Annotated in this window: 23 protein-coding genes and 1 tRNA gene; 14 read left to right on the top strand and 10 right to left on the bottom strand. The window is 28.0% G+C overall.

Features of this window, described 5'->3' with window-relative positions; translation table 11 throughout:
• Positions 1 to 209: 209 nt before the first annotated feature.
• Genes C4S77_RS08360 through C4S77_RS08350 form a run of 3 tightly spaced genes read left to right on the top strand, consistent with a single transcriptional unit; the run spans position 210 to position 2,299 of the window.
• Positions 210 to 1,034, top strand: a complete 825-nt coding sequence (locus C4S77_RS08360) for a hypothetical protein (RefSeq protein WP_146106074.1) — start codon at positions 210 to 212, stop codon at positions 1,032 to 1,034.
• 13 nt (positions 1,035 to 1,047) lie between these two features.
• The gene (locus C4S77_RS08355) at positions 1,048 to 1,920 is read left to right on the top strand and encodes a hypothetical protein (RefSeq protein ID WP_146106073.1); all 873 of its coding nucleotides are present in this window, start codon (positions 1,048 to 1,050) and stop codon (positions 1,918 to 1,920) included.
• 25 nt (positions 1,921 to 1,945) lie between these two features.
• Positions 1,946 to 2,299 (top strand): DUF4280 domain-containing protein, encoded by a 354-nt coding sequence (locus tag C4S77_RS08350; RefSeq protein ID WP_105247153.1) that lies wholly within the window; start codon positions 1,946 to 1,948, stop codon positions 2,297 to 2,299.
• A 327-nt stretch (positions 2,300 to 2,626) separates the two neighbouring features.
• Here the strand turns inward: C4S77_RS08350 and C4S77_RS08345 are convergent, their stop codons facing one another.
• A complete protein-coding gene (locus C4S77_RS08345) occupies positions 2,627 to 3,217 on the bottom strand; it encodes a S41 family peptidase (protein ID WP_105247152.1) in 591 nt (196 codons plus the stop codon).
• A 6-nt stretch (positions 3,218 to 3,223) separates the two neighbouring features.
• Here C4S77_RS08345 and C4S77_RS08340 point away from each other — a divergent pair, with 6 nt between their 5' ends.
• The 3 genes from C4S77_RS08340 (at position 3,224) to C4S77_RS08330 (ending at position 7,502) form a co-directional block, all read left to right on the top strand.
• A complete protein-coding gene (locus C4S77_RS08340) occupies positions 3,224 to 3,700 on the top strand; it encodes a recombinase family protein (RefSeq protein ID WP_146106072.1) in 477 nt (158 codons plus the stop codon).
• Positions 3,701 to 3,784: 84 nt separating this feature from the next.
• Positions 3,785 to 5,794, top strand: a complete 2,010-nt coding sequence (locus tag C4S77_RS08335) for a hypothetical protein (RefSeq protein WP_105247151.1) — start codon at positions 3,785 to 3,787, stop codon at positions 5,792 to 5,794.
• Positions 5,784 to 7,502 carry a hypothetical protein gene (locus C4S77_RS08330; protein WP_105247150.1) on the top strand — a complete coding sequence of 573 codons (1,719 nt, stop codon included), beginning with the start codon at positions 5,784 to 5,786 and terminating at the stop codon, positions 7,500 to 7,502. Before C4S77_RS08335 ends, C4S77_RS08330 begins: the two co-directional genes overlap by 11 nt.
• A gap of 252 nt (positions 7,503 to 7,754) precedes the next feature.
• Here C4S77_RS08330 and C4S77_RS08325 read toward each other — a convergent pair.
• Both C4S77_RS08325 and rseP read right to left on the bottom strand, forming a co-directional pair.
• Positions 7,755 to 7,828: transfer RNA gene (locus tag C4S77_RS08325), tRNA-Asn, on the bottom strand.
• A 56-nt stretch (positions 7,829 to 7,884) separates the two neighbouring features.
• Entirely contained in the window at positions 7,885 to 9,216 is a 1,332-nt protein-coding gene (gene rseP, locus C4S77_RS08320) for an RIP metalloprotease RseP (RefSeq protein ID WP_105247149.1), read from the bottom strand.
• A 124-nt stretch (positions 9,217 to 9,340) separates the two neighbouring features.
• Between rseP and C4S77_RS08315 the strand changes: the two genes are divergently transcribed.
• The 4 genes from C4S77_RS08315 (at position 9,341) to obgE (ending at position 12,123) form a co-directional block, all read left to right on the top strand.
• The gene (locus tag C4S77_RS08315; RefSeq protein WP_105247148.1) at positions 9,341 to 9,793 is read left to right on the top strand and encodes a universal stress protein; all 453 of its coding nucleotides are present in this window, start codon (positions 9,341 to 9,343) and stop codon (positions 9,791 to 9,793) included.
• Positions 9,794 to 9,875: 82 nt separating this feature from the next.
• Entirely contained in the window at positions 9,876 to 10,415 is a 540-nt protein-coding gene (gene hpt, locus C4S77_RS08310) for a hypoxanthine phosphoribosyltransferase (protein ID WP_105193162.1), read from the top strand.
• A gap of 19 nt (positions 10,416 to 10,434) precedes the next feature.
• Complete coding sequence (locus tag C4S77_RS08305) at positions 10,435 to 11,025, top strand: adenylate kinase (protein ID WP_105193164.1); 591 nt, start codon at positions 10,435 to 10,437, stop codon at positions 11,023 to 11,025.
• A gap of 114 nt (positions 11,026 to 11,139) precedes the next feature.
• Positions 11,140 to 12,123, top strand: coding sequence for a GTPase ObgE (gene obgE / locus C4S77_RS08300; protein WP_105247147.1), 984 nt, complete (start codon positions 11,140 to 11,142; stop codon positions 12,121 to 12,123).
• Between the two features lie 275 nt (positions 12,124 to 12,398).
• Here the strand turns inward: obgE and C4S77_RS08295 are convergent, their stop codons facing one another.
• Positions 12,399 to 13,943: a Do family serine endopeptidase gene (locus C4S77_RS08295; protein WP_105247146.1), complete on the bottom strand. Its 1,545-nt coding sequence runs from the start codon at positions 13,941 to 13,943 to the stop codon at positions 12,399 to 12,401.
• Positions 13,944 to 14,174: 231 nt separating this feature from the next.
• Between C4S77_RS08295 and pdxY the strand changes: the two genes are divergently transcribed.
• Entirely contained in the window at positions 14,175 to 15,035 is an 861-nt protein-coding gene (gene pdxY, locus C4S77_RS08290; RefSeq protein WP_105193170.1) for a pyridoxal kinase PdxY, read from the top strand.
• 17 nt (positions 15,036 to 15,052) lie between these two features.
• Here the strand turns inward: pdxY and C4S77_RS08285 are convergent, their stop codons facing one another.
• Both C4S77_RS08285 and C4S77_RS08280 read right to left on the bottom strand, forming a co-directional pair.
• Complete coding sequence (locus C4S77_RS08285; protein ID WP_105247145.1) at positions 15,053 to 15,832, bottom strand: nitrilase-related carbon-nitrogen hydrolase; 780 nt, start codon at positions 15,830 to 15,832, stop codon at positions 15,053 to 15,055.
• A gap of 5 nt (positions 15,833 to 15,837) precedes the next feature.
• Positions 15,838 to 16,863 (bottom strand): LLM class flavin-dependent oxidoreductase, encoded by a 1,026-nt coding sequence (locus C4S77_RS08280; RefSeq protein ID WP_105247144.1) that lies wholly within the window; start codon positions 16,861 to 16,863, stop codon positions 15,838 to 15,840.
• Between the two features lie 251 nt (positions 16,864 to 17,114).
• Here C4S77_RS08280 and ahcY point away from each other — a divergent pair, with 251 nt between their 5' ends.
• Together ahcY and C4S77_RS08270 are read left to right on the top strand one after the other, a co-directional pair.
• Positions 17,115 to 18,428, top strand: a complete 1,314-nt coding sequence (gene ahcY / locus C4S77_RS08275) for an adenosylhomocysteinase (RefSeq protein WP_181042852.1) — start codon at positions 17,115 to 17,117, stop codon at positions 18,426 to 18,428.
• Positions 18,429 to 18,634: 206 nt separating this feature from the next.
• Positions 18,635 to 19,843, top strand: a complete 1,209-nt coding sequence (locus C4S77_RS08270; RefSeq protein WP_105247142.1) for an acetate/propionate family kinase — start codon at positions 18,635 to 18,637, stop codon at positions 19,841 to 19,843.
• A 109-nt stretch (positions 19,844 to 19,952) separates the two neighbouring features.
• On the opposite strand, the gene C4S77_RS08265 is transcribed toward C4S77_RS08270, so the two are convergent.
• From C4S77_RS08265 to C4S77_RS08255, 3 genes are all read right to left on the bottom strand, one after another.
• Entirely contained in the window at positions 19,953 to 20,195 is a 243-nt protein-coding gene (locus tag C4S77_RS08265; protein WP_105247141.1) for a hypothetical protein, read from the bottom strand.
• Between the two features lie 350 nt (positions 20,196 to 20,545).
• Positions 20,546 to 21,412 carry a cupin-like domain-containing protein gene (locus C4S77_RS08260; protein ID WP_105247140.1) on the bottom strand — a complete coding sequence of 289 codons (867 nt, stop codon included), beginning with the start codon at positions 21,410 to 21,412 and terminating at the stop codon, positions 20,546 to 20,548.
• 28 nt (positions 21,413 to 21,440) lie between these two features.
• A complete protein-coding gene (locus C4S77_RS08255; protein ID WP_105247139.1) occupies positions 21,441 to 22,748 on the bottom strand; it encodes an aminopeptidase P family protein in 1,308 nt (435 codons plus the stop codon).
• 264 nt (positions 22,749 to 23,012) lie between these two features.
• On the opposite strand from C4S77_RS08255, the gene C4S77_RS08250 reads away from it, so the two are divergent.
• The gene (locus C4S77_RS08250) at positions 23,013 to 23,879 is read left to right on the top strand and encodes a BadF/BadG/BcrA/BcrD ATPase family protein (RefSeq protein WP_105193185.1); all 867 of its coding nucleotides are present in this window, start codon (positions 23,013 to 23,015) and stop codon (positions 23,877 to 23,879) included.
• Between the two features lie 191 nt (positions 23,880 to 24,070).
• On the opposite strand, the gene C4S77_RS08245 is transcribed toward C4S77_RS08250, so the two are convergent.
• Positions 24,071 to 24,532 (bottom strand): hypothetical protein, encoded by a 462-nt coding sequence (locus tag C4S77_RS08245; RefSeq protein WP_105247138.1) that lies wholly within the window; start codon positions 24,530 to 24,532, stop codon positions 24,071 to 24,073.
• Positions 24,533 to 24,543: the final 11 nt, after the last annotated feature.

Genomic DNA, 24,543 nt, shown 5'->3' with positions numbered 1-24,543 from the left:
AGGATTATACCCGAGAAGAATGGGAAGCATTTGAGCAAAAACAATTTGAAGCCTATGCCCGTAAACATAATATTTCTATAGCCAAAAATGATAAGAAAGATACCCATGGGTTTACTTCCCGTTTTTTACTAGATGAATAAGATTATTTTATATATATGAATAATATTCTAAACAAAAAAAATATCTATAAGCTGTTAGTATTTTTTTCTATGAGCGGGATTTTTATTTCTTGTCAAGGACAGGAAATAAAAAAAAGTAAACCAAATACAAAAAATACTCACATGATAGAAAAATTTGATTTTAATGTATATGAAAAAACCAATAAAGGGTCTGATGAATATACTTTACCTAATGGTAATACGATATTTTCTATAGGATTTATTAAAGATAAAAAAGGATTTCAAAGAGAACGGCTTCCTTCCCCTTCTTTTTTAACTGTATATAAAGAATTTTATGCCAATGGAAATTTAAAGTTAAAAGAAACCTATATAGGAGAACATGTAAAAGTGGGAATTTCCCGATATTACGATGAAAAAGGAAATTTAATCAAAGAGGTAAATGAAGATAAAAAATTCGGAAAAATAAAGCCCCAACAGGTACTGGAATTTTTACAGGAAAAAGGCTATATTAACCTAAAAACCGGAAAAGGAAGGGTAGATGAAGATGGACGAGCCGTTTTTGAATTATATTTTGGAGAACAAAATAAAGAAAAATACTGGATTATATCCATAGTTAAAGGAATTCCCAATACCGACCCAAAAAACTTTCCGGAATATGGAGAACCTCCTGCTTTTATACCGTTAAACTATGTAATGGATGGAGAAACCGGAAAAGTAAAAATAGAGGGAGCAGAGGATAAAAAGACATCTGGAGTTTACAAAACCTATGAAGGGAAGGATTATACCCGAGAAGAATGGGAAGCATTTGAGCAAAAACAATTTGAAGCCTATGCCCGTAAACATAATATTTCTATAGCCAAAAATGATAAGAAAGATACCCATGGGTTTACTTCCCGTTTTTCACTAGATGAATAAGAATATTTTATATATGAATAATATTCTAAACAAAAAAAATATCTATAAGCTGTTAGTGTTTTTTTCTATTAGCGGGGTTCTCTTTTCTTGTCAAGGCCAGGAAAGAAAGAATAGATTGTTAGAAGCTACAGCAAAACAACCAATACCTAACGATACTATTACGGAAAGATTTAATATAGACGAATTTAATAAACATCAAAAAAATGGAAGTTGGTTATTTACAAAGAATAATCAAGAATATTTTGTGAGAAAAGTAAAAGATGAGTATTGGATAGAAATTTCAAGAAAAGATAATCCTTTCATTTTAAAATGTAATTATTATTTAAACGGAAATATAAAGATAAGAGGTCTAATATTTCATGGTAATGCCTTTACTAAAGGAATTGTAGTTGATTATGATGAACGAGGAAATATAATTAAACAGACTGATTACGATGCTCCCTATAAAGATTTTCCTTGGGAAAAAGTAAAGCTTTGGTTGGAAAACCGAAAAGTAAATTTATTGGATCCTTTTACACGGGTATGGAGAGAAAATGAAAATAACCATCCTATTTGGTATTTGAGTTGGGATACTAAAGAATTTGATAAATATGGAAATCAAATAATACAAGAAATAGAGCTGGATGGAAGAACTGGAAAGTTACTTAAAGAAACTACTCATACCTTTGGGGAATATATACCGGAAGAATACAAAAACGATTTGGATAAGAAAGAAGATAAGAAAACATCTTCAAATTACAAAACCTATGAAGGGAAGGATTATACTCGAGAAGAATGGGAAGAGTTTGAGCAAAAACAATTTGAAGCCTATGCCCGTAAACATAATATTTCTATAGCCAAAAATGATAAGAAAGATACCCATGGGTTTACTTCCCGTTTTATATGAGAGGAAGAATAAATACATTATAAAAATGCCACAAAAAATTACAGAAAAAGCCAAATTACAATGCAATCAAGGAACTGCACTAACTCAATTGAAAGTAACCAGCCAGAATTTTTTCTTTATTGAAAATAAACCTATTGCTACCGAAAAAGATAAACAAGGTAATATCAATATAAAGGCTTTTGGTTTGTGTAAACTAAAACCGATACCCGGTGGATTTCTTCCCTGTGTGCCTACACCTATTTCTTGGAAACAAACAACAAAAAAAGACAAATTAAATGACTATAAAATATTATTAGATACCTCAATTTGTCCCTGTGCTATTGGGGGAACTATTAAAGTTATAGATAAAGGTCATTCGGAAAATCATGAAGAAGAATAGATAGTTTATGAATATAATATGATTACAATTATATTCAAGTATCATCTAAAACAGCTCATTTAATAGGGTGAAAAACATCAACCGGAGAATGCCTCACAAGATATTTAGATCCTATTGAATTTAATTATTAGAGGAAGCGGTGAATAGAGAAAATTCTAGATATCTACATTTTTAGAGTTTTTCTATTAACTCATTTTTCTGGATTATTCTTCTACAAAGTTTTTTTTATATAATAGAGATCTACTTTTTTTGAAAACATATTCTCTAATACTATACTATTTTAATTTAAATAAAAATGTTAATTTTAATTGTAATTAGTTAGGATTTTCATTTATTTAAAACCTCAACAGCCTTTTCAATAAAAGGGTCTTTTCCTTGTTTGATCCCTTCAATTGTATAATCTATGTAAATATCTGGTTGTACTCCTTTGGTGAAAAATTGAGAGCCATCAGGATTTTTTACTTTCATTCCTGTAAAGGTCATAAAAAAATTATCTGCTAATTTAATTCTATTAACGTTACCATTAGCTCCTGCTGTGGAATGTCCCAAAATAGTAACAAACTTATTTTCCTTTAAATAGGATGTCACGGATTCTGCATAGCTAATACACCTTTCATCAACTAATAAAATTATTTTAGCTTGCAAACTATCGGTCAATTTATAGAGCCATCTTCCTCCTTTCCATTCTGCCCCTCTAAGTTCTGGTTCTTTAATAAGTGGTTTGAAAAACACATCATTAAAAAATTTATTAGGAAAAAAATTGGTGAGCATTTCACGTACACCTTTATTAGGGTATCCTCTTAGATCTAAAATAATTTTATGAAAGGATTTTATTTTATCGTATTGTTGATAGAATTGATATTTAGTTATTTTATCTAAATTAAGATATAGTATATTACTGTTTAGTTCCTTAAACATTATAGTATCGAAAGAGAGAAAGGAAAGGAATTACTACAGGATATAGAAACTGGAAGTATCAACTATATCAGCGTACACAGCATAGACCGATTGGGGAGAAACCTCTTTGATATACTTTCTACTCTGGAGGTATTCAATGAAAAGAATATTACTTTAAAAGTAGATAATCTGGGAATAGAAAGTTTAGTAAATGGAAAGCCTAACAGTGCTTTTAAGCTTATTATAAGTGTTATGGCTAACATAGCAGAGATGAAGCAAACTATGTTAGAGAGGCAGAGAGAGGGTATTAAGATAGCTATTGCTAAGGGTATTTACAAAGGCAGAGTCAAAGGGTCAAAGGAAACAGACCAGCATGTTTTGGACAAGTACAAAAATGTAGTGAAATACCTGAAACAAGGGCAATCACTCAGAAATACAGCTAAGTTATGCAATGTGAGTCTGGGAACTGTGCAGAAAGTGAAGGGGATTTTAGGGCAGAAATAATTATTTAAAATTCAATAAGATAAAGTAACACATTTTCACTAAATTTGAATGTAGTATAAAAATACTTGTATTAAATTATTACCTATGATAAAAACTGAAATAGAAGAATTAATTGATAAAATAACTTCTATGACTAATTTAGCTTCTGCAATAGATGAATTTGTGGATAAATTAATTGAAACAAAAAAAATTACTATTTCAGTGAATGATTACACTCCAAATGAGATATTGACTAATGAAAAAATAATAAGTATAGTTGGAGAAAAATATGTTATAAACAATCCTTTAGCAATTGCCATTAAGGTAATTGAAAAATATAAGAAAAAATTTTCATTTGATTTTCAAGAGGATTTTAAACTAAATTCTGAATTTCTAAATAAAATAGAGCAAGATTTTGATGTTAGAAATTTTAGACTTCTTAGAAAAGAATTATGGAAAATTACAATATTAGAATCAAATAACCAATATAAATCCAATTTTCATGATTTTATAAATTCTTTTAATAAAGAAGATAAACCCAAAGAGTTATATGATTTCATTAGTGTATATAACTTATTGTTAGTGGAATTAGATATTACAAGTGATATGCTATATGCAAATTCATTAAAACTTTTAGAATTGAATCAAAAAGAAGTAGATGTTAATATCTCATATAACAACATTTTATTTGCAATTAAACAAAAATGCTTTGATGATGAGTCTGTAGGATTGGAATTATTAAAAATTGCTCTTCAAGAAAATTCTTTACATAATGAAAATATTATTTCTTCTATAGTAACTGGATTATATGATAAAATAGGTTATGCATTCTATAAAACACATTTAAAAGATTTTGTGGAATCCAATAAATTTCAAAAAGGAATATTTACAGGACTTTCTTGTGTAAAGAATATAACAGAAATAGAAAGTAAAATATTTATAAATTTGTTTGATACATATAAAAATTTTAATGATTTAATTTTTTCTTTACTTCAATTATTATTTTCTATTTTAAGTTCTAAAGATTTTGAAAACAAACAAAGTTATATTTCACCATGTTTTGATAGGGTATCAAAGGCTGTTGAAGATGAAAAAGTTGTGTATTTCGTTATTAATGAGGTAGTTTTGTTAGAGGAATTCGAAGTAGAAAGAATAAATTTGATAATTAAGATTGTTAATCAAAGTTATTTTAATATTGAGAAGCATTTAAAATCTATATGTCAGATATTTTGGTACATTAAAGATGTAGAAACATTTAAAAAAATTTTAATAAGTCTTGCCAAAAATAATCCTTTTACTCCTGTTGCAAAATATTTTGAATCAAGTTTTTCATATTTTGATAAAAAAGAATTAGATAGAATATTAGTAGAACTTTTAATAAATAATAAAGCTAATATAAGATTTGTAGCAAAGGATATATTTAATAACCTATCACAAACGGTAGTAGATGGATATGGATATGTTTTCTCATATAATATATTAAAATTAGAGTCTATAGACCAATATAAATTATGTATTTCTTTGTATCAAGAGTTTAGAGAGCCTAAATTTATTGTTCCAGCATTATTACCTTTATTTGATTCTAAATCAGATACAATAAAAGAAATTTTTATTGCTAAATTAGAAGAATGCTCTGAAAATTATGGAGGACATTTATTAGAAACTTTAGAAAAGTTCATTAATAATAGTTCTAAGCATATAGAAATAACAAATAGGATTAAAACTTATATGAATCATTTTTATGAAGTCAATGCAAATGTTAAAAATGATATTAAAGAGTTAAATCCTATTTATACACACAATAAACTCTTTAATGATTATAATCTTTTCCATTGGAAGAATATGAATAAAAGTATTAATAATGCAGAGATGAATAGTCCATTTTTAAATTTGATAGGAAATAATACTATCATCCTAGCCAAAGGAGGAGGGTGGAAAACTGGAAATAAAACAGAAATTTCCAAATTAGCAGAAATTAGAACAAGTTTTGCTTTACCAAGAAGTTACTTTATTAATCCCAATAAATTTGATATAGAAGAATGGCAAAGAATAATAAACGATTGGAAAGATGAAGATTTTGAAATTGTAAAAAAATTCATTTCTAATGAGCAGTAATAATATTATTGTACGAGAATACCTAAGCTCTTTAAAAGAAGATACAGAGTTGGATTATCTTTTCCCATTACTATTAATTATCATGGGATTTAGAATTATACAGACAGCTAAGGAGTCAAAAGGGCAAAGTCAATATGGGAAAGATATTGTGGCAATAGGTACAGATGAAAAAGGAGATAAGTACCGATGGTATTTTGAACTAAAAGGGTATACAGATAAAGATATATCAGATAAAAACTATTCTATTCCAGATGGTATAAGAGAATCAATTATTGAAGCTAAAGATACTGCTTTTAAAGATTCCTCAATTCCTGAATTCAATAATCTCCCTATTAAAATAGTATTAGTACATAATGGAGTATTGAAAACAAACATAAGACCAACATTTGAAGGATTTATTACTAGAGAATTTGAAGATGGTCAATTTGAAAGATGGGATATATACTTTTTAACTGATTTATTCAGCCAATTTTTATTTAGTGAATATCTACTATTGGATAGTGAAAGCAATAGGTTATTTAAAAAGACTTTAGCCTTTTTAGATACTCCTGATTATGATTATAGAGATTTTAAGAATTTAGTCAAACTCCAATTTGATAAAATTAATTCAATAAAAGGCAGGGCATTTAGAAAGTTATTTGCAACATTAGGTTTATTAGAATCATTAATTTTTCATTATAGTAAAGAAAATGATAATTTAGTACCAGCCAAAGAATGTTCAAAACATCTAATATTATCTACATGGCATTGGATTTTAAGTAATAATCTGGAAAAAAGAAAAGCTGTATTAAATGAATTCAAAAAGCTTTTAAATATTCAATATGACATCTTTAATTTATATTTTAGAAAGACTTTTCAAATTGCTAAGTTAGAAAATGGATTATATGCAGAAAATGGTTTGTTTTTTGAAAAAATTGGTTATCCCATTAGGTGTTTTGACTACCTTGATGATGTTATTTATTTCTGTAGACTTAGAGATAATTATCCCCATTACAATTTTCCATCAAAACATATTTCTAAAATAAAGAATAAGCAAAAAGATTTAATAATTGAATTGATTGAAAATAATTCTGGATTCTATATACCTATTATGGATAATAACTCTATTCCCATCATTCAGTTATTTCTATTTATCGCAGATAAAAATTATTTAAGACAAAAAGATATTGAATTTTTAGTATCTTATATTTTTAAAGTTATTTATAGTATTAATATTGAAAAAGTAAAACATAATAGATTTCCAGAATTATATAATAATTTAAATGCAGTAATAGAAACAATAGCGTTAAATGAAAAATCAGAAGAGTATTGTGATTCTTCATCAATTTTAATTGCCACCCTATTAGAGTTAATGGTCGTATTTAACTCAAAAGAAATGTTTGAAGAAATCTTAAAATACATTGATAATGATTTAAGTCTGCAAATAGCATCAATTAGCTTTGAAGAATATGATGTAGAACAATTGTTATTTGAAAAACATTTACATAATGAATATCATGTTGAGTGTATAGAAAGATTACCTAAAAGTTTGAAATATTTAAAAGTAGAAAAAGATTTTGAATCATTTAAAAAATCTACAAAGGATAAAATAGAGTCTTTGCATGAGTATAGAACTGATAAGGCTGGTTATTCTTTTCTACGATATTTAGCTCACAGTTATTATAAGAATGAAATTCTTCCAGAAGAATGGAGGCAATATATAGAATAAAAACTCATAAGTTCCTTTTAAAAATTTACAGGAAACATAAGAAAAACTAAAATCCTTTTGAGAAATTAGTCATGGTATAGTTTGTTTATATATTATGAAATGTCATCTCTTAAAAATATAATTCTTGCATATTTAAGAAAGAAAGAACCAATAATAAATATTCCTTCTTTTTACTTAAAAACCTGACCTGTATCCTGACCAATATAAAAACAAAAAGCACCTACATTAATGTAAGTGCTTGATTGTCATTTGCTCCTCCTGCTGGGCTCGAACCAGCGACCCTCTGATTAACAGTCAGATGCTCTAACCAACTGAGCTAAGGAGGATTTTGCGAGTGCAAATCTATAAGATTTTTTTTATATCACAAAATTTTTAATGAAATTTATTTATTTATCATACTCTGTATAATATTCCAAATATCATTTCCAAAGACTAATATCATGATTGCTAGGAGTATAAAGATCCCTACCATTTGAACTTTTTCCATAGCTTTATCACTTAACTTTTGTCCGGTTATCATTTCCACAATCGTAAACAAAGCATGTCCGCCATCTAACCCGGGAATAGGTAAAAGGTTTAAAAAAGCCAGCCAAACAGAAAACATAGCGGTAAAGTTCCAGAATTTCACCCAATCCCATTCAGGAGAAAAAGCCTGGTATAATCGTAACGGACCGCTTACTTGTTTATAAGCTTCTGTCTTAGGGTTAATAATTAATTTAAATTGCTTTATCTGAATAACCAACATTTCCCAGGACAAGGCAGGAGCTCTTTTTAAAGCATCAAAAAATCCATATTTCTTATAGGTAGTCGCATTTTTAAGAGACGTTATTATATCTGTAGAAAATCCTAATATAGCACTATCAGGAACATAAATTTTTTGAGTTATAGCTTGGCTGTTTCGTTTCAAATTAATTGTAATAGTATCTTTTTTATATTTAGGAAGTTCGTTTTTAAATTCATCAAAAAATGGAGTAGGTTTATTATTTATACCTGTGATTATATCTCCTTTTTGAAGAATTTTATAAGCAGCACTATTAGGCAATACAGAGTCTACACGGGTAATGATTCTTGGAGAAATAAATCCTTTTCCTTCACTAGTAAGTACATGTTTTTTTTCTTCCGGCAAAAGATTAAAATTCAATATCTTTCCGTCACGTTGCACTGTAACATTATCTCCAAATAAAATATATATAGGAAGATAATTAAAAGAAGATATTGTTTTACCATCAACTTTTAATATGTTATCTCCATCTTTAAAACCCAATTTTTTACCAACCTCTGAAAACGAATATCCATTGGGTAATTTTTGTGTATCAACAGTACTTTCACCAACAGTCATTAAAATACCGGCATATATAATAATAGCTAAAATGATATTAACAATAATTCCAGCAAGCATAATAATAAGTCTTTGCCAGGCAGGTTTAGACCTGAATTCCCATGGTTGAGGTGGTTTTTTCATTTGTTCAGTATCCATACTTTCATCAATCATTCCAGCAATTTTAACATAGCCTCCCAACGGAAGCCATCCTATACCATACTCGGTATCACCAATTTTCTTTTTATAAAGAGAAAACCAAGGATCAAAAAATAAATAAAACTTTTCAACTTTGGTTTTAAAAAATTTTGCTGCAAAAAAATGCCCGGCTTCATGAAATACAATAAGTATAGAAAGACATAATAATAGTTGAGCAATCTGAATAAATAAATGCATATTTTATTGTTATTAAGTAAACATGTAAGCTGCAAAAATAACAAATTTTATTAAAAGGATTTTTTATTCATTGAAATAAAATTTTTTTTATCTTTAACAAGATATATTAAAATTCATTAAACCTATGAGATCAATAGTTGTTCCGGTTGATTTTTCTGAATCTACCGCATATATTATAGAAGAAGCTATTTACTATGCAAAAGCAATTCATAGTAAAGTATATTTATTGCATGTTGCAAGTTTAGATTTAGGGTTTGTAATAGGAGATATTGGATTTCAGTACTTACCAGAATTGGAAGAAGCAGGAATGAAAGAAGAAACAGATGAATTACTTAAATATGAAAAAAAAGTAAAAGAGGCAGGTGTAGAAGTTGAAATTATTGTAAAACAGGGGGCTCCGTCTGAAATTATTTTAAAAGAGGCAAAAGCAAAGGAAACAGATCTGATTATAATGGGATCTCATGGCAGAGGAGTTTTTATGGAAGCTATATTAGGAAGTGTATCTAAAGATGTAATAAAAAAGGCAAAAGTTCCGGTATTAATAATTCCACCTAAAAAATATGTAAATCACAAATAAATGTTACAAATAATATTAATTCCTAAAATATCAGTTTTAAAATTGATTCAATATGGTTATATTTGCCCCTTAGAAATAACATATGAACGAAATTAAAATACTTGATAAAACATTTACTCCGTTTGTAACTTCTGAAGAAATAAACCATGCGATTCAAAGAATGAGTAACACACTTTATGAAGAATATAAAGAAGAAACCCCTGTTTTTGTTGGAGTACTTAATGGGGTAATTATGTTTTTTAGTGATTTGTTGAGACATTATAAAGGAAATTGTGAAATAGGTTTTCTTCAATTATCTTCATACCATGGTGGTGTTAAGAGTTCTGGTAGAGTAGATTTAGTTACAGATATTGGCATTAATATAACTAATAGGCATGTAATTATATTAGAAGATATTATAGATACAGGAAACACTTTAGAATATTTATATAAATTATTGGAAACCAAACCAGTAAAAAGTATTAAAATTGCTACTTTATTTTTTAAACCGGAAGAATATAAGAAAGAATTAAATATTGATTTGATTGGTATGAATATACCCAGTAAGTTTGTAGTAGGATACGGTTTAGATTATGAAGGACTAGGTAGGAATTTAGAAGGTCTCTACCAATTACAAGAATAAATGAACAAAACTAAAATAAATGATTATTATTGTATTATTTGGCCCTCCGGGGAGCGGTAAAGGAACACAAGCTCAAATTTTAGCACAAAGATTTCACTTGATGCACATATCCACAGGGGATTTGTTCAGGTATAACATGAAAAACAATACTCCATTGGGATTAGAGGCAAAATCTTATATAGAAAAAGGAAAATTAGTACCTGATGAGTTAACTACAGAAATGCTAAAAGATGAATTGCAAAGAAATTCAGATCAAAAAGGATTTATTTTAGACGGATATCCAAGAACAACCAGTCAGGCTGAAGCTTTAGATCATTTATTGCAAGAATTATATAACTCAGATGTAGATAAAACTTTAGCCTTACATGTAGAAGATGAGGCATTAGTAAAAAGAATACTAAAACGAAGTATAGATAGTGGAAGATCTGATGATGGAGATGAAAATATAATAAGGAATAGAATTAAAGAATATTATGAAAAAACAGAAATAGTTTCAGAATATTATAAAAACCAAAATAAATTAGTTGAAGTAAAAGGAGAAGGAAATATAGAAGAAATCACTCAGGCTTTATCTCATGAATTGGAAGAAATTTTGCAATCCAAGGATTAAAAAGAAAGTCCGGTATTGTATAATAAAATAAATTTAAAAATATAATAAATTAAGGGGTTGTTATGAAATATACATGATAATCCCTTTTTTATAAATTCTAATACTAAAAAGGAAATGCAATCTAATTTTGTAGACTATGTAAAAGTTAATTGTAAAAGCGGACATGGAGGTGCGGGTTCAGCTCATTTACATCGAGCTAAATATATTCCTAAAGGAGGTCCCGATGGGGGAGATGGAGGACGAGGAGGACACGTTGTATTAAGAGGAAACAATCAATTATGGACTTTATTGGCACTAAAATATTTACGACATATAAAAGCTGAAAATGGTAAACCAGGAGGTAAACAGGAATTAACCGGTGCAAATGGGGCTGACGTTTATTTAGATGTACCTATAGGAACAATAGCTAAAGATGAAAAGGGAAATATTCTTGGAGAAATAACGGAAGATAAACAGGAAATAATACTTTTAAAAGGAGGAAAAGGAGGCTTGGGAAATTCTCATTTTAAATCTTCAACTAACCAAACTCCTCGCTATGCACAACCTGGATTGGAAGGAGAAGAGGCTGTTGTTACTTTAGAATTAAAATTATTAGCAGATGTAGGATTAGTAGGATTTCCTAATGCAGGAAAATCTACATTATTATCAGCGATAACTTCTGCAAAACCTAAAATAGCCAATTATGCTTTTACTACTTTAGTTCCAAATTTAGGAATTGTTGAATATAGGGATTTTCAATCTTTTGTAGTGGCAGATATTCCTGGAATTATAGAAGGAGCTTCTGAAGGTAAAGGCTTAGGGTATAGATTTCTAAGACATATTGAACGAAATTCAATATTATTATTTTTAATTCCGGCAGATGCAGAAGATTATTATAAAGAATATCAAATATTATTAAATGAATTAGCTAAATATAATCCTGAGTTGGCAGATAAGGAACGATTAATTGCAATTTCAAAGTCTGATTTATTGGATAAAGAATTAGAAGAAGAAATAATAAAAACTTTTCCTGAAAATTTTAAGTTAATATTTATATCAGCAGTTACCGGAAAAAATTTAGTAGAATTGAAAGACGAGCTTTGGAAAATTTTACATTAATATAAAATTTTTTTCGTTTTTAAATAATACATTAGTGGAATTTAAATGAAAAAATATAAATAGTGTTATAAATTATTAATTACATTAAAAAATTTAACAATATATAATTTGTTCAATTTAGAAGTTTTGATATAAGCTATATAAATTAGTAGAAATTATAGGCTTATAAAATTTATATAAATTCTAAAAAATCAATGCATAAAAAATGCAGTTTTTATTTTAATAAAAACTGCATTAAAAACTACTAATTAAATATATGATTTTAAGCTGTATTTTTATAATTTAAAGCCTCTTCTGTATATTCTTCCATACGTATCTACATATCTTACAGAAACAGTTCCTTTATAATTTTTTAATATTTTTTCAATATCTTTTTCACTGTTTACAGGCTTATCATTAACTTCCATTAAAATATAGTCTTCATTAATACCTGCAGCCCTCAATTTTCCATTTCCATCGATACTTGAAATAACCACTCCAGATTCCAAACCGTAATTTACTTTTTGTTGATCGGATAATTCTTGGAAACTCGCTCCTAATTTTTCAGCTACACTCAAATCATCTTTTGTTTTTACGGAAGTTCCCCCTTTAGCATCTTTTAATTTAACAGTAAATGTTTTATTAGTGCCATCTCTTAAAACAATAACTTTTACAACATCTCCCGGTCTTTTTTCACCTATAATACCTGAAAGAGTAGGGAAATTTCGGATAGTTACCCCATCAATCTGAGTAATAATATCTCCTTTTTTCATACCGGCATCTTTTGCACCTCCATCATTCTGAATTTCTGTAACCAATACTCCCTGCTGAGATTTATAAGAAGTTTTGTTTTGAGTATTATATTGTTTTACAGCAGCATCATCACTCATGTCCAAAGCACCGATTCCTAGATATCCTCTTTGTACTAAACCATATTTTTTAATATCTTCTACTACTTTTTTGGCTAAATTGGAAGGTACTGCAAAACTGTAACCTTCATAGGTTCCGGTTCCTGAATGCGAAGATATTGCTGTATTAATTCCTATCAAATCACCATTAGTATTTACTAACGCACCCCCACTATTTCCTGGATTTACGGCAGCATCTGTCTGAATAAATGATTCAATAGGTGAACGGGAATTAGATTTTAATATATCTAAACTACGACCTTTTGCAGAAATTATTCCGGCAGTAACTGTAGAAGTTAACCCAAAAGGATTACCAACAGCTAATACCCATTCTCCTACTTTTACATCATCAGAATTATAGAAATTAAGAAAAGGAAGCCCTTTTTCATCTATTTTTAATAAAGCAATATCAGAATTAGGATCAGTACCTACTAAAGTAGCCATGTAAGTTTTCTGATTGTTTAAAGTGATTTCAATTTTATCAGCTCCATCAATCACATGATTATTGGTAACAATATAGCCATCTTGGGAGATAATTACCCCGGAACCTATTCCATTAGGTACATCTTTAGGAGCTTGTTGTTGTCTGGGTTTTTGTGGAGCTGAATCGAAAGGATCTCCAAAAAAGAAATCAAACGGATCAATCATTTGACGTTGTTGTCTTTGTTGTGTGAAAGAGGAATAATTTTTTACACTCACAACTGCATTTATAGTTTTTTCTGCTGCAACAGTTAAATCTGGCGGATTAAAATTAGCCGCACTAGTAGCAGATGTAAAATATGCATCAGATTTTTTATTTTGTTTAAATAATTCAAAATCGCCTAAACTTGTATTTTTAGTCATTGAAGATACACCTATGGAAATAGAAGCACTTAAAATTCCAACTAAAAGGTAAGAAGCAATTTTTTTAAGTTCAAATTTATTTTTTTTCATAGTACAAAATATTTTTATTCATTATTATACTGCTCTATTTACTTTCAAAAGTGATACCAAAAATGAAGGCGATTTGTATCTTTAACGATTTTTAACACGACCTTAATATTTTCTTATTAGTAGAATAAAATTTAATATTTTTTTTATTGTAAAAATGTTTAACTAAAATAAAGTAATTAAATATTTAAAGTTTTTAAATTAGCACTTTATTTAAAAAACCTTATTTATAATATGAAAAATATATTATCTATTCAATCCCATGTTGTTTACGGACATGCGGGAAATAGTGCAGCAGAATTTCCAATACAACGTTGCGGGGTTGGGGTATGGTCGCTTAATACTGTGCAGTTTTCGAATCATACACAATATGGACAATGGACAGGAGAGGTAATGTCTGCCAATCATTTAACAGATATAGTAAAAGGTATAGATCATATACATCAGCTAAAAAAATGCGATGCTGTTTTAAATGGATATATAGGTTCGCCTGAACAAGGAAAATCTATTTTAGAAATTGTAAAAAAAGTAAAGTCGGAAAATCCAGAAGCAATTTACTTTTGTGATCCGGTTATGGGGCATCCCGAAAAAGGTTGTGTAGTAGCACCAGGAGTTTCTGAATTTTTTACCCACGAAGCGGTTAAGGTTAGTGACATTATGGCTCCTAATTTATTGGAGTTAGAAATATTGACAGGTAAAAGTATAAATTCTGTAGAAGAATGTATAAAAGCAGCCAAAATTTTGCTTGAAAACGGAGTAAAATTAGTATTAATAAAACATTTAAGCAGAGCTGGATATAGAACAGATAAATTTGAAATGCTTTTGGTTTCTACATCTGAAATATGGCATATTTCTCGTCCTTTAATAGATTTTGGAGTTCGTCAACCAGTTGGGGTAGGCGATTTAACTTCCGGGTTATTATTGGCTAATTTACTATTAGGTAAATCTCACAAAGAAGCATTGGAACATACAACTTCAGCGGTGTATGCTGTAATGTTGGAAACTCATAAACTTGGTGAATATGAGTTGCAATTGGTCGCTTCTCAAAATCAAATTGTAAATCCTTCATTAATTTTTGAAGCAGTAAAAATATAAAAAATAATACATGGAATTTATATCCATTGAAATGGATCTCTTTGTTCTAAAAACTTATATTTTTTCCTCCATTTATGTATTTCAGTTTTAAAAAGAGTGCATTGATATAAGGATTTATGAATTTTTTTTGTTTTAACTTTTTTTCCTAAAGGAGATAAAATTGTAGAATGTCCTGAATAATATAAATGATTTCCATCTATTCCAATCCTGTTTATTCCACATACATATGAAATATTTTCTATGGCACGTGCTTTAAGTAGGCTTTTCCAAGCATCAAGACGTGTATCTGGCCAAGAGGCTACATTAATCATTAAGTCATAATCTTCCATATTTCTATTCCAAACGGGAAATCTAAGATCAAAGCAAATCATAGGACAAATTTTCCAACCTTTATATTCGAAAATCACTTTTTCATTTCCAGGAGTATAAACCATAGATTCACCGCTATAATTAAAAAGATGGTGTTTATCGTATTGGGCAATTATTTTTCCCTGATTAATAAAGATAAAACGATTATAATATTTGTTATTTTCATTGATAGCTAAACTTCCACATATTCCTGAATTCTTTTCAAGAGATAGTTTTTTCATCCAATTTATAGTTGTTCCTTCCATTGTTTCGGCTATTTTAGTAGTGTTCATACTAAATCCGGAATTAAACATTTCTGGAAATATAATAAGATCTATAGCTTTGTTGCCTTGTAGGATTGAAGTTAGATATTGAAGATTATTGTCTATATTTTCCCATTTTGGATTAAACTCAACATATTGTATTATGAGATTTTCATGCAATTGCATATTTATCAATTTCTTTTATTATTAAAAAAAATATCAGCCAATAGTTTGTAAGAATTAAATCGCTCTTCTTTATTTTCAGCATATGTAATTAGCATTATTTCCTCTAAACCATAATCTGAAGCCAATTTTTCTATATCATTTTTCATTTTTTTAGGAGTACCGAAAATCATTCTTTTACGATTAGCCATTATTCTTTCTTTTTCATAGGAAGAATATATTTCATTTTTTATATCATTGTATGTTACTGCATTAAAATTTCCGTTTTTTCTTTCCAGTTGAATAAAACGAAAGTCCATAATAGCTTCATTTCTATGAATAGCTTTTTCATCTTCACTACAAAAAGCAAATATAGCTACATTAGCTTTAGCATTACTTAGGTTTTGAGACGGGCGAAATTGCTCTTTATAAGATTTTATAGCTTTCTCTCCACCATTGCCATTAATAAAATGAGCAAAAGATAATTTCATACCAAAATGTGCGGCAAACATAGCACTTTCTCCACTTGAACTTAGCAACCACAATTCGGGTATGTTATGAGTAATGGGGATGGCTTGTACTTTTTCAAATAATGTACCTTCTTTTTTTATATTTTGAAAAAATGCTTCCAGATGATATAATTGTTCAATAAAGTTTTGTTCGCTGAATGTATTAGAAGGATTCAATAGAGAAGCGGTAAATCTATCTGTTCCGGGTGCTCTGCCAATTCCCATATCGATTCTTCCCGGAAAAAGAGACACTAATAATTTAAAATTCTCTGCCATTTTTAAAGTACTATGATTAGGCAACATAATTCCACCGGAACCCACTCGGATATTTTGTGTATGATCTGCTAAATGTGCAATTAGTATTTCAGGAGCAGGACTTGCTAAAGAAGGAAAATTATGATGTTCAGATACCCAAAACCGGGTGTATCCTAATTGATCGGCAAAAATAGCAAGATCTGTAGTTTCTTTTAAAGCCTCTGTAGAGGTACTGTTTTTTCTTATATATACCTGATCTAATATACTTAATTTTAATTGTGAATTGTTCATATATAAATCTACAATTTTTTGATATTTCTTTATTTAATTTTTATTAGACATTTAATTATAAAATCTCAAAGGATAAATTAATATTTTTTTATTATGTTAAATTTAACTATTATTCGGAATTATGTATATTCTTTTATTAAAATATAAAAATTAAATAAATTTATAATAAAATAAATAACAAATGGATGTAAAAGAGATTTTTGTTGCTCAGATTAAAATTAATAACTTTGCAAAAATGTTAAATTTGTATTATGAGTATTAAAACAGAATATATTCCATATAAAGTCAAAGATATTTCTTTAGCTAAATGGGGTAGATTGGAAATTGAATTAGCAGAAGCTGAAATGCCAGGATTAATGGCACTACGTAAAGAATATAAAAATGAACAACCGTTGAAAGGGGCAAGAATTGCAGGTTGTTTACATATGACAATTCAAACTGCAGTTTTAATAGAAACCTTACAAGCTTTGGGAGCAGAGGTTAGCTGGAGTTCGTGTAATATTTTTTCCACTCAAGATCATGCAGCAGCAGCTATAGCTGCTAAGGGAACTTCTGTTTATGCATGGAAAGGTTTAAATGAAGATGAATTTAATTGGTGTATAGAACAAACTTTATTTTTTGGAGAAGAAAGAAAACCGTTGAATATGATTTTAGATGACGGTGGTGATTTAACTAATATGGTATTAGATAAATATCCGGAATTAATAAAAAATATTAAAGGACTTTCAGAAGAAACCACTACCGGAGTACATAGATTATATGAAAGAGTTAAAAACGGTACTTTGTTAATACCTGCTATAAATGTTAATGATTCTGTAACTAAATCTAAATTTGATAATAAGTACGGGTGTAAAGAATCTGCTGTTGATGCTGTAAGGAGAGCCACAGATGTAATGATGGCCGGTAAGGTAGTAGTAGTTGCAGGTTATGGAGATGTAGGTAAAGGAAGTGCTGCCTCATTTAGGGGGGCAGGAGCTCGTGTTATTGTCACAGAAATTGATCCTATATGTGCTTTACAAGCAGCTATGGATGGTTTTGAAGTTAAAAAAATGGATAACGCTATAAAAAAAGCCGATATAGTGATCACTTGTACAGGAAATTGTGATATAATACAAGGGAAACATTTTGAATCTATGAAAGATAAGACAATAGTTTGTAATATTGGTCACTTTGATGATGAAATAGATATGGCTTGGCTAAATCATAACTATGGAAATACAAAAGTAACCATCAAACCTCAAGTGGATAAATATACCATTAATGGAAAAGATATTATTGTTTTAGCAGAAGGTCGTTTGGTGAACTTAGGTTGCGCAACCGGACATCCTAGTTTTGTAATGAGTAACTCTTTTTGTAACCAAACCTTAGCACAAATTGAATTATGGCAAAATCCTGGAAAATATGAAAATAAAGTATATACTTTGCCTAAACATTTGGATGAAAAAGTTGCACTTTTACACTTACCTAAGATAGGAGTGGAATTAGATATTTTAACAGAAAAACAAGCTCAATATATTGGAGTTACTGTAGAAGGACCATTTAAATCAGACCTGTATAGATACTAGTCTACTTCTTGCTAGGACTTAATTTTATATATAAAACTTTTAAGTTTATTATATATTCTATGAAAAAATTTAGATATATAATAAACTTTTTTTATTGTACAAATAAAAAGTAGTTATTAATATATTAATAATAATCTTATATTAAATTTATAAGTTCTATTTTTACTTATAGTCTAAAAAGCATTATTTTTGTAAAAAATTTAAGAATGCTAATATTAATTATCAACGCAGGAAGTTCGTCTATAAAATATCAATTACTGAATATGAATTCTAATGCATTAATAGCTAAAGGATTAATTGAAAGAATTGGTATTGAAGGAGGTAAAGTTATTCATAAATATTATAAAAATGATAATTTAGAAAAAGTAGAAATTAATCAGAATTTCCTTTCACATATAGAAGGAATGAGAGTAATAGTTAATTTACTCACAGATAGTAAAATAGGAGTAATAAAGGATGTGTCAGAAGTTGATGCTATTGGGCATAGGGTAGTACAAGGAGAAAGTGTTTCACATCCTGTTCTTATAACAAAAGAAATAAAAGAATTTATAAGAAAAATTAGTCCACTCGCTCCTCTACATAATCCTGCAAATCTTTTAGGAATAGAAGTTGCCGAACAATTATTTAAGAATGTACCTCAGGTAGCAGTTTTTGATACCTCATTTCATCAATCTATGCCTGCTAAAGCTTTTAGATATGCTATTCCTAATGAATTTTATATAAATCATAAAATCAGAGTTTATGGAGCCCATGGTACCAGTCATAAATATGTTCGTGAGCAGGCAGCCAATTATTTAAAAAATAAAAATGTTAAAACGATTAGCTTGCATTTAGGAAATGGTGCAAGTATTACTGCAATTAATCAAAATGGAGAGAGTATAGATACTTCTATGGGATTTACTCCACTTAACGGATTGGTAATGGGAACCCGAAGTGGAGATATAGATCCTTCTGCTTTATTTTATATGGTGAGAGAATGTGGAGTGAATTTCGAAGAATTAGATGATTTACTAAATAAAAAATCAGGAATGCTTGGAATGACGGGAAAAAGCGATGCAAGAGATGTTGAACAATTAAGTTATGAGGGAGATAAAAATGCTGTTTTGTGTTTGGATTTATATTCTTATCGGGTAAAAAAATACATAGGAGCTTATATGGCGGCTTTAAACGGTGCTGAAGCTATTATTTTTACTGCAGGAATTGGTGAAAATGATTGTAATCTTCGTTATTTAATATGTAAAGATCTTGATTTTTTAGGCATTAAATTGGATAAAGAAAAAAATGAAAAATTTAATTCTCCTGACAGAGTAGTCGAAATTCAGTCAGAAGATTCTAAAATTAAAATACTAATAATTCCTACCAATGAAGAACTGGCCATAGCTCAAGAAACATTAAAGATTATAGCTAAACACTAAATTATTTTTTTGTGTTTTTGTAAATAAATATAACTGAATTTAAAATTAATTAATAAAAATAAAAGAGCCGCTTTATAGCGGCTCTTTTATTTTTATTGAAGTCTTGATTTTATTTTTTGAATACAACCTCAACACCTTCTTGTTCTGCTAAGGTTTTTCTTCTTACAGAGTCAGGTTCAACATCAGCATTTATTTTACCTTTGTTTTCTGCAATACCATATGTAAGCCAATACGGAAGAATACTCACTAAAAACATTAAACACCAAAAACCCATTGTAGCAATAATTAAAAATAATAGAAAACCTATAAATTTAGCAAATGGCCAAACTCCTGTATAAAGTAATGTTATCATTATATATTCCTTTTTTCAAATGTAATAAAATATTTTATTTTAAACAAAAATTAATAATTTATATAATCAATAAAATATCTTTATAATTCTTTCCATTCACTATCCGTATTATAGTTGAGATTCAAAGCTGAGTATATTATAAAATATAGATTTTAATTTTCATCATAATTATCAAAAAATGAATAAACTATATTAAAGGATAAATAGTTGTTTGATATATATATAGAGATAATTATTTATATTGAATAGAACTAATTAATAATTGTATATATTAAAAAATATAATTTTTACAAAGTATAAAATAAAAAGGAGATTAATCATAAATTAATCTCCTTTTTAAAAATTACATTTTATAAAGATTGTAAAACTTTATTAGTGTTTATTATAGCTTTCTCATTTTTACTGTCTAACCATTTTTTACCATGTTTCTTTCTCATGTAATTATCATAATTTCTTTTAACAAAAAGGTTTAGTACGGCATTTGTAAAATTGGCAGGTCTTTTAGCTAATGAACGTAAACTCATTGAAAAACCAGGGGTCAGATATTGCATATAATGCCACCATCCTTCTGGCATATAAAGCATTTCTCCGTGAGATAAATGAACCTTATATGTATTGACATATTTTAGTGCCGGCCATTTTTCAAAATCAGGATTATCAAAGTCTATATCCTCTCTACATATATTAGCATAGGGTAACTTATACATATATTTTGTATCACCAGGAGGGACTAAAATGCATTGTTTTTCTCCGGCGAAATGAAAATGTAAAATATTAGCCAAATCAATATCAAAATGCATAAAAACATTAGATCCTGCTCCGCCAAAAAATAACATAGGTAAACTTTTAAATAAATTTAGTCCTAAGTCAGGAAATGAAAAATCATTTTGGAGAGAAGGAGCCTGTTTTAGAAGGTTAAATAAAAAAATTCTTAGATCTGTAGGACCTTTTAAAAGTAAATCTATATACTCAGACATTTTCATCCGGGCATCCGGCTCATTAACTTTTTTATCTGCACTAACAGGATCATTATTATATAAAGGAACAATTTTATCACCGGCAATTTCTTTTATATAATCAAAATTCCATTTTTTATATGCAGGCCAGTCTTCGGTAAGTTTTTCTACTACTACCGGAGTTTGTGTCTTGTAAAAGTTATGGTAGAAATCATCTTTTGATATCCGCTCAACTCTTTGTACATCTTTATATTTGAACATATGTAAAAGTTTAGAAATTATATTATTTTTATGAAGGAGCAGAATTCATAAGATCTTCTATTTCATCTGCTTCTATAGGAATATTTCTCATTAAATTATAAGGCTCTCCATTAGATTGAATTACCACATTGTCTTCAATTCTAATACCAAAACCCTCTTCAGGAATATAAATGCCCGGTTCAACTGTAAATACCATATTGGGAACAAAAGATTCAGTTAATATACCATAATCATGAGTATCTAATCCCATATGATGAGAATTACCATGCATAAAATATTTTTTATATGCCGGCCATTTAGGATCTTGATTTTTAATGTTTTCTTTGGTAAGTAATCCTAATTTTAATAATTCTTCAGTCATAATTTTACCTACTTCTTCATGATAGCTATACCAGTTATTACCGGTAATTAAGAGTTTTGTAGATTCATTTTTAACATTCATTACGGAATTGTATACTTCTTTTTGTCGATCTGTAAATTTCCCATTTACCGGAATGGTTCTACTCATATCAGAAGAATAGTTCGCATATTCAGCCCCTACATCTAATAAAATAACATCACCGTCTTTACATTCTTTGTTATTTAAAATATAATGTAATACATTGCTGTTTTTTCCTGATGCTATTATTGGAGTATAGGCCCAACCATTAGATCTGTTACGTATAAATTCATGTAATAATTCTGCTTCTATTTCATATTCCCATACACCTGGTTTTACAAAATTTAATATTCTTCGGAATCCTTTCTCTGTTATATCACAAGCTTTTTGTATAATTTCAAGTTCTTCAGGTTCTTTTATAGATCTTAAATGTTGTAAAATAGGGTTACTTCTAAGGTAATTATGTGCTCGGTATTTATTTTGAAGTTTTTTTATAAATCGATCTTCTCTGGTTTCTACTACTTTTTCAGCTCGGTAATGTTCATTAATATTTATATAAATATTATCCATTTGTGGAATAACAATATCTAGTATTTTATCAAAATCTTGAAGCCAATAGACATTTTTAATTCCTGATACTTCTGTAGCTTGTTCTTTAGTATATTTTTCTCCTTCCCATATAGCTATGTGTTCATTAGTTTCACGTATAAAAAGCATTTCTCTATGCTCTTCAAGATAAGCATAAGGACATATAACCAGTATAGATTCTTCTTGATCGATGCCTGAAAGGTAAAAAATATCACGATGTTGTTGAAATGGAAGTGTGCTATCTGCACTTATGGGGTATATATCATTACTATTAAAAATAGCAATCGATTTAGGCTCCATTCTTTGAACAAATTTTTGTCTATTTTTTATAAATAAATTTTTTCCAATAGGTTTATACTTAGTTTTCATATAAATAATAATATTTGACTTTTCAAAGATAATTAAATTACAATAAATTTTTAGAATAAAAAATAAATATTTATTGAACAGTGATTTATGAAATATCTATTTTAACTTATCTTTTATATTTTTATAAATTTAAAAATTAATTGTATTTTTTATATAAAATAATAATTTTAATAATAGATAATGATTAATTTCATTATTTTGAATTTTTTTTAGATTATATTTTAGTATATAATAAATGAATTTAAACATAAAATATGAATAATTATGATAGCAATTATAGATAGTGGATCAACTAAGACTGATTGGGTAATTATTGAGAAAAATGGAAAAGAAGTATTAAGGGAAGAGACAATAGGCTTTAATCCCAGATTTACTCTACCTGAAGAAATGGATAAAGAAATTCATAATAATAAAAAGATATATAGTGTTTCACAAAAAATAAAACATCTTTATTTTTATGGAGCCGGATGCTCTTCTAAATCTGTTGATTCAATAATTGAAAAGATATTAAGAAAATTATTTCCTTATGCTGTTATAAATATTACAGATGATTTAAAAGGAGCAGCCTATTCAGCTTACTTTGGTAAACCTGCTTTAATATGTATTTTAGGTACAGGTTCTAATATTTGTTATTTTGATGGAAATGAAATCAAAAAAGAAATCCATTCTTTAGGTTGGATTATTGGAGATGAGGGAAGTGGTAGCTTTTTAGGTAAAAAATTATTAAATGCTTATTTTAATAAAAAATTACCTGAATATTTATCAATAAAATTTAAGGAAAGATATAAATTAACTATTGATGAATTATTAGAAAATGTATACCAAAAACCAAGGGCCAATTCTTTTGTTGCTAGTTTTAATCGATTTATAGTAGAAAATAAAAGGGAACCTTTTTTTCAAAATTTGGTTTACGATGCAATGAAAACTTTTTTTGAAAACCAAGTGATGGCTTTTACAGATGCAAAAAATTTAGAAATTAATTTTATAGGTTCTATAGCGCATTATTATGAAGATATTTTAAGAGCAGTAGCATTAAAGTATCATTTAACAATAGGGGAAATTGTAAAAAAACCTATTAATAATTTAGTAAATTATCACTTATTATATATTATACCCCAATTGCAATATTAAATAATATATACATACATAAAAAAGCTTAAATTAATTGTTTATATAGTTAGTATAAAAATTAACTTTATTAAATATTTATATTAAAATTATTTTTCGATTAAAAAATTTGATTTTAATCAACTCATAATGTTCATAATTTTAAATCTAAATTATATTGGAATGAGAAGATATTTACTAATATTAATTTATATTTAATTATTAGAACCTATATTTTCACCAGTAGATGTAAGTTGTTTTTTAGGCATCCATCCACTAATATCTCCTCCATTTTTTTTTAAATACATTACAAAATAAAATTCCTCATATTCAGAATAAACAATTACCCTATCATTGTGAACAATAAAAAGACTTGGGCTAATTAGACAATTAACATCTGGAGAAGAATAAAAATATGCACGCTTAGCTGTAACTTTAAAAATTTCTCTGGGGTAAAGGCTAATTTCATTTTGACGTGCCTCTTCTTCTTTACTTTCGCAATATCTACATATTTTAAATGAATTAGCATATTTGTGATCGAATGATAATTCTTTATTATTTTGAGTTTCTATTTTGTATAATTTATTGGAATAAAAACCATATTCATTTTGTCCGTAAATAAAATTTATCAGTAACAATGGAAATACAATTTTAATTACATAATTTTTCTTTTTCATAATTAATTTTA

The organism is Apibacter adventoris, from assembly GCF_002964975.1.
Lineage (GTDB): Bacteria > Bacteroidota > Bacteroidia > Flavobacteriales > Weeksellaceae > Apibacter > Apibacter adventoris.
Note: the sequence above shows the minus strand (reverse complement) of the source record. Positions and strands in the feature narration are given on the sequence as shown.

What these genes read in the sequence shown, in the direction of transcription:
- C4S77_RS08360 (WP_146106074.1), top strand. Translation starts at nt 210, where the DNA reads ATGAGCGGGATTTTTATTTCTTGTCAAGGACAGGAAATAAAAAAAAGT.
- C4S77_RS08355 (WP_146106073.1), top strand. Translation starts at nt 1,048, where the DNA reads ATGAATAATATTCTAAACAAAAAAAATATCTATAAGCTGTTAGTGTTT.
- C4S77_RS08350 (WP_105247153.1), top strand. Translation starts at nt 1,946, where the DNA reads ATGCCACAAAAAATTACAGAAAAAGCCAAATTACAATGCAATCAAGGA.
- C4S77_RS08345 (WP_105247152.1), bottom strand. Translation starts at nt 3,217, where the DNA reads ATGTTTAAGGAACTAAACAGTAATATACTATATCTTAATTTAGATAAA.
- C4S77_RS08335 (WP_105247151.1), top strand. Translation starts at nt 3,785, where the DNA reads ATGATAAAAACTGAAATAGAAGAATTAATTGATAAAATAACTTCTATG.
- C4S77_RS08330 (WP_105247150.1), top strand. Translation starts at nt 5,784, where the DNA reads ATGAGCAGTAATAATATTATTGTACGAGAATACCTAAGCTCTTTAAAA.
- rseP (WP_105247149.1), bottom strand. Translation starts at nt 9,216, where the DNA reads ATGCATTTATTTATTCAGATTGCTCAACTATTATTATGTCTTTCTATA.
- C4S77_RS08315 (WP_105247148.1), top strand. Translation starts at nt 9,341, where the DNA reads ATGAGATCAATAGTTGTTCCGGTTGATTTTTCTGAATCTACCGCATAT.
- hpt (WP_105193162.1), top strand. Translation starts at nt 9,876, where the DNA reads ATGAACGAAATTAAAATACTTGATAAAACATTTACTCCGTTTGTAACT.
- C4S77_RS08305 (WP_105193164.1), top strand. Translation starts at nt 10,435, where the DNA reads ATGATTATTATTGTATTATTTGGCCCTCCGGGGAGCGGTAAAGGAACA.
- obgE (WP_105247147.1), top strand. Translation starts at nt 11,140, where the DNA reads ATGCAATCTAATTTTGTAGACTATGTAAAAGTTAATTGTAAAAGCGGA.
- C4S77_RS08295 (WP_105247146.1), bottom strand. Translation starts at nt 13,943, where the DNA reads ATGAAAAAAAATAAATTTGAACTTAAAAAAATTGCTTCTTACCTTTTA.
- pdxY (WP_105193170.1), top strand. Translation starts at nt 14,175, where the DNA reads ATGAAAAATATATTATCTATTCAATCCCATGTTGTTTACGGACATGCG.
- C4S77_RS08285 (WP_105247145.1), bottom strand. Translation starts at nt 15,832, where the DNA reads ATGCAATTGCATGAAAATCTCATAATACAATATGTTGAGTTTAATCCA.
- C4S77_RS08280 (WP_105247144.1), bottom strand. Translation starts at nt 16,863, where the DNA reads ATGAACAATTCACAATTAAAATTAAGTATATTAGATCAGGTATATATA.
- ahcY (WP_181042852.1), top strand. Translation starts at nt 17,115, where the DNA reads ATGAGTATTAAAACAGAATATATTCCATATAAAGTCAAAGATATTTCT.
- C4S77_RS08270 (WP_105247142.1), top strand. Translation starts at nt 18,635, where the DNA reads ATGCTAATATTAATTATCAACGCAGGAAGTTCGTCTATAAAATATCAA.
- C4S77_RS08265 (WP_105247141.1), bottom strand. Translation starts at nt 20,195, where the DNA reads ATGATAACATTACTTTATACAGGAGTTTGGCCATTTGCTAAATTTATA.
- C4S77_RS08260 (WP_105247140.1), bottom strand. Translation starts at nt 21,412, where the DNA reads ATGTTCAAATATAAAGATGTACAAAGAGTTGAGCGGATATCAAAAGAT.
- C4S77_RS08255 (WP_105247139.1), bottom strand. Translation starts at nt 22,748, where the DNA reads ATGAAAACTAAGTATAAACCTATTGGAAAAAATTTATTTATAAAAAAT.
- C4S77_RS08250 (WP_105193185.1), top strand. Translation starts at nt 23,013, where the DNA reads ATGATAGCAATTATAGATAGTGGATCAACTAAGACTGATTGGGTAATT.
- C4S77_RS08245 (WP_105247138.1), bottom strand. Translation starts at nt 24,532, where the DNA reads ATGAAAAAGAAAAATTATGTAATTAAAATTGTATTTCCATTGTTACTG.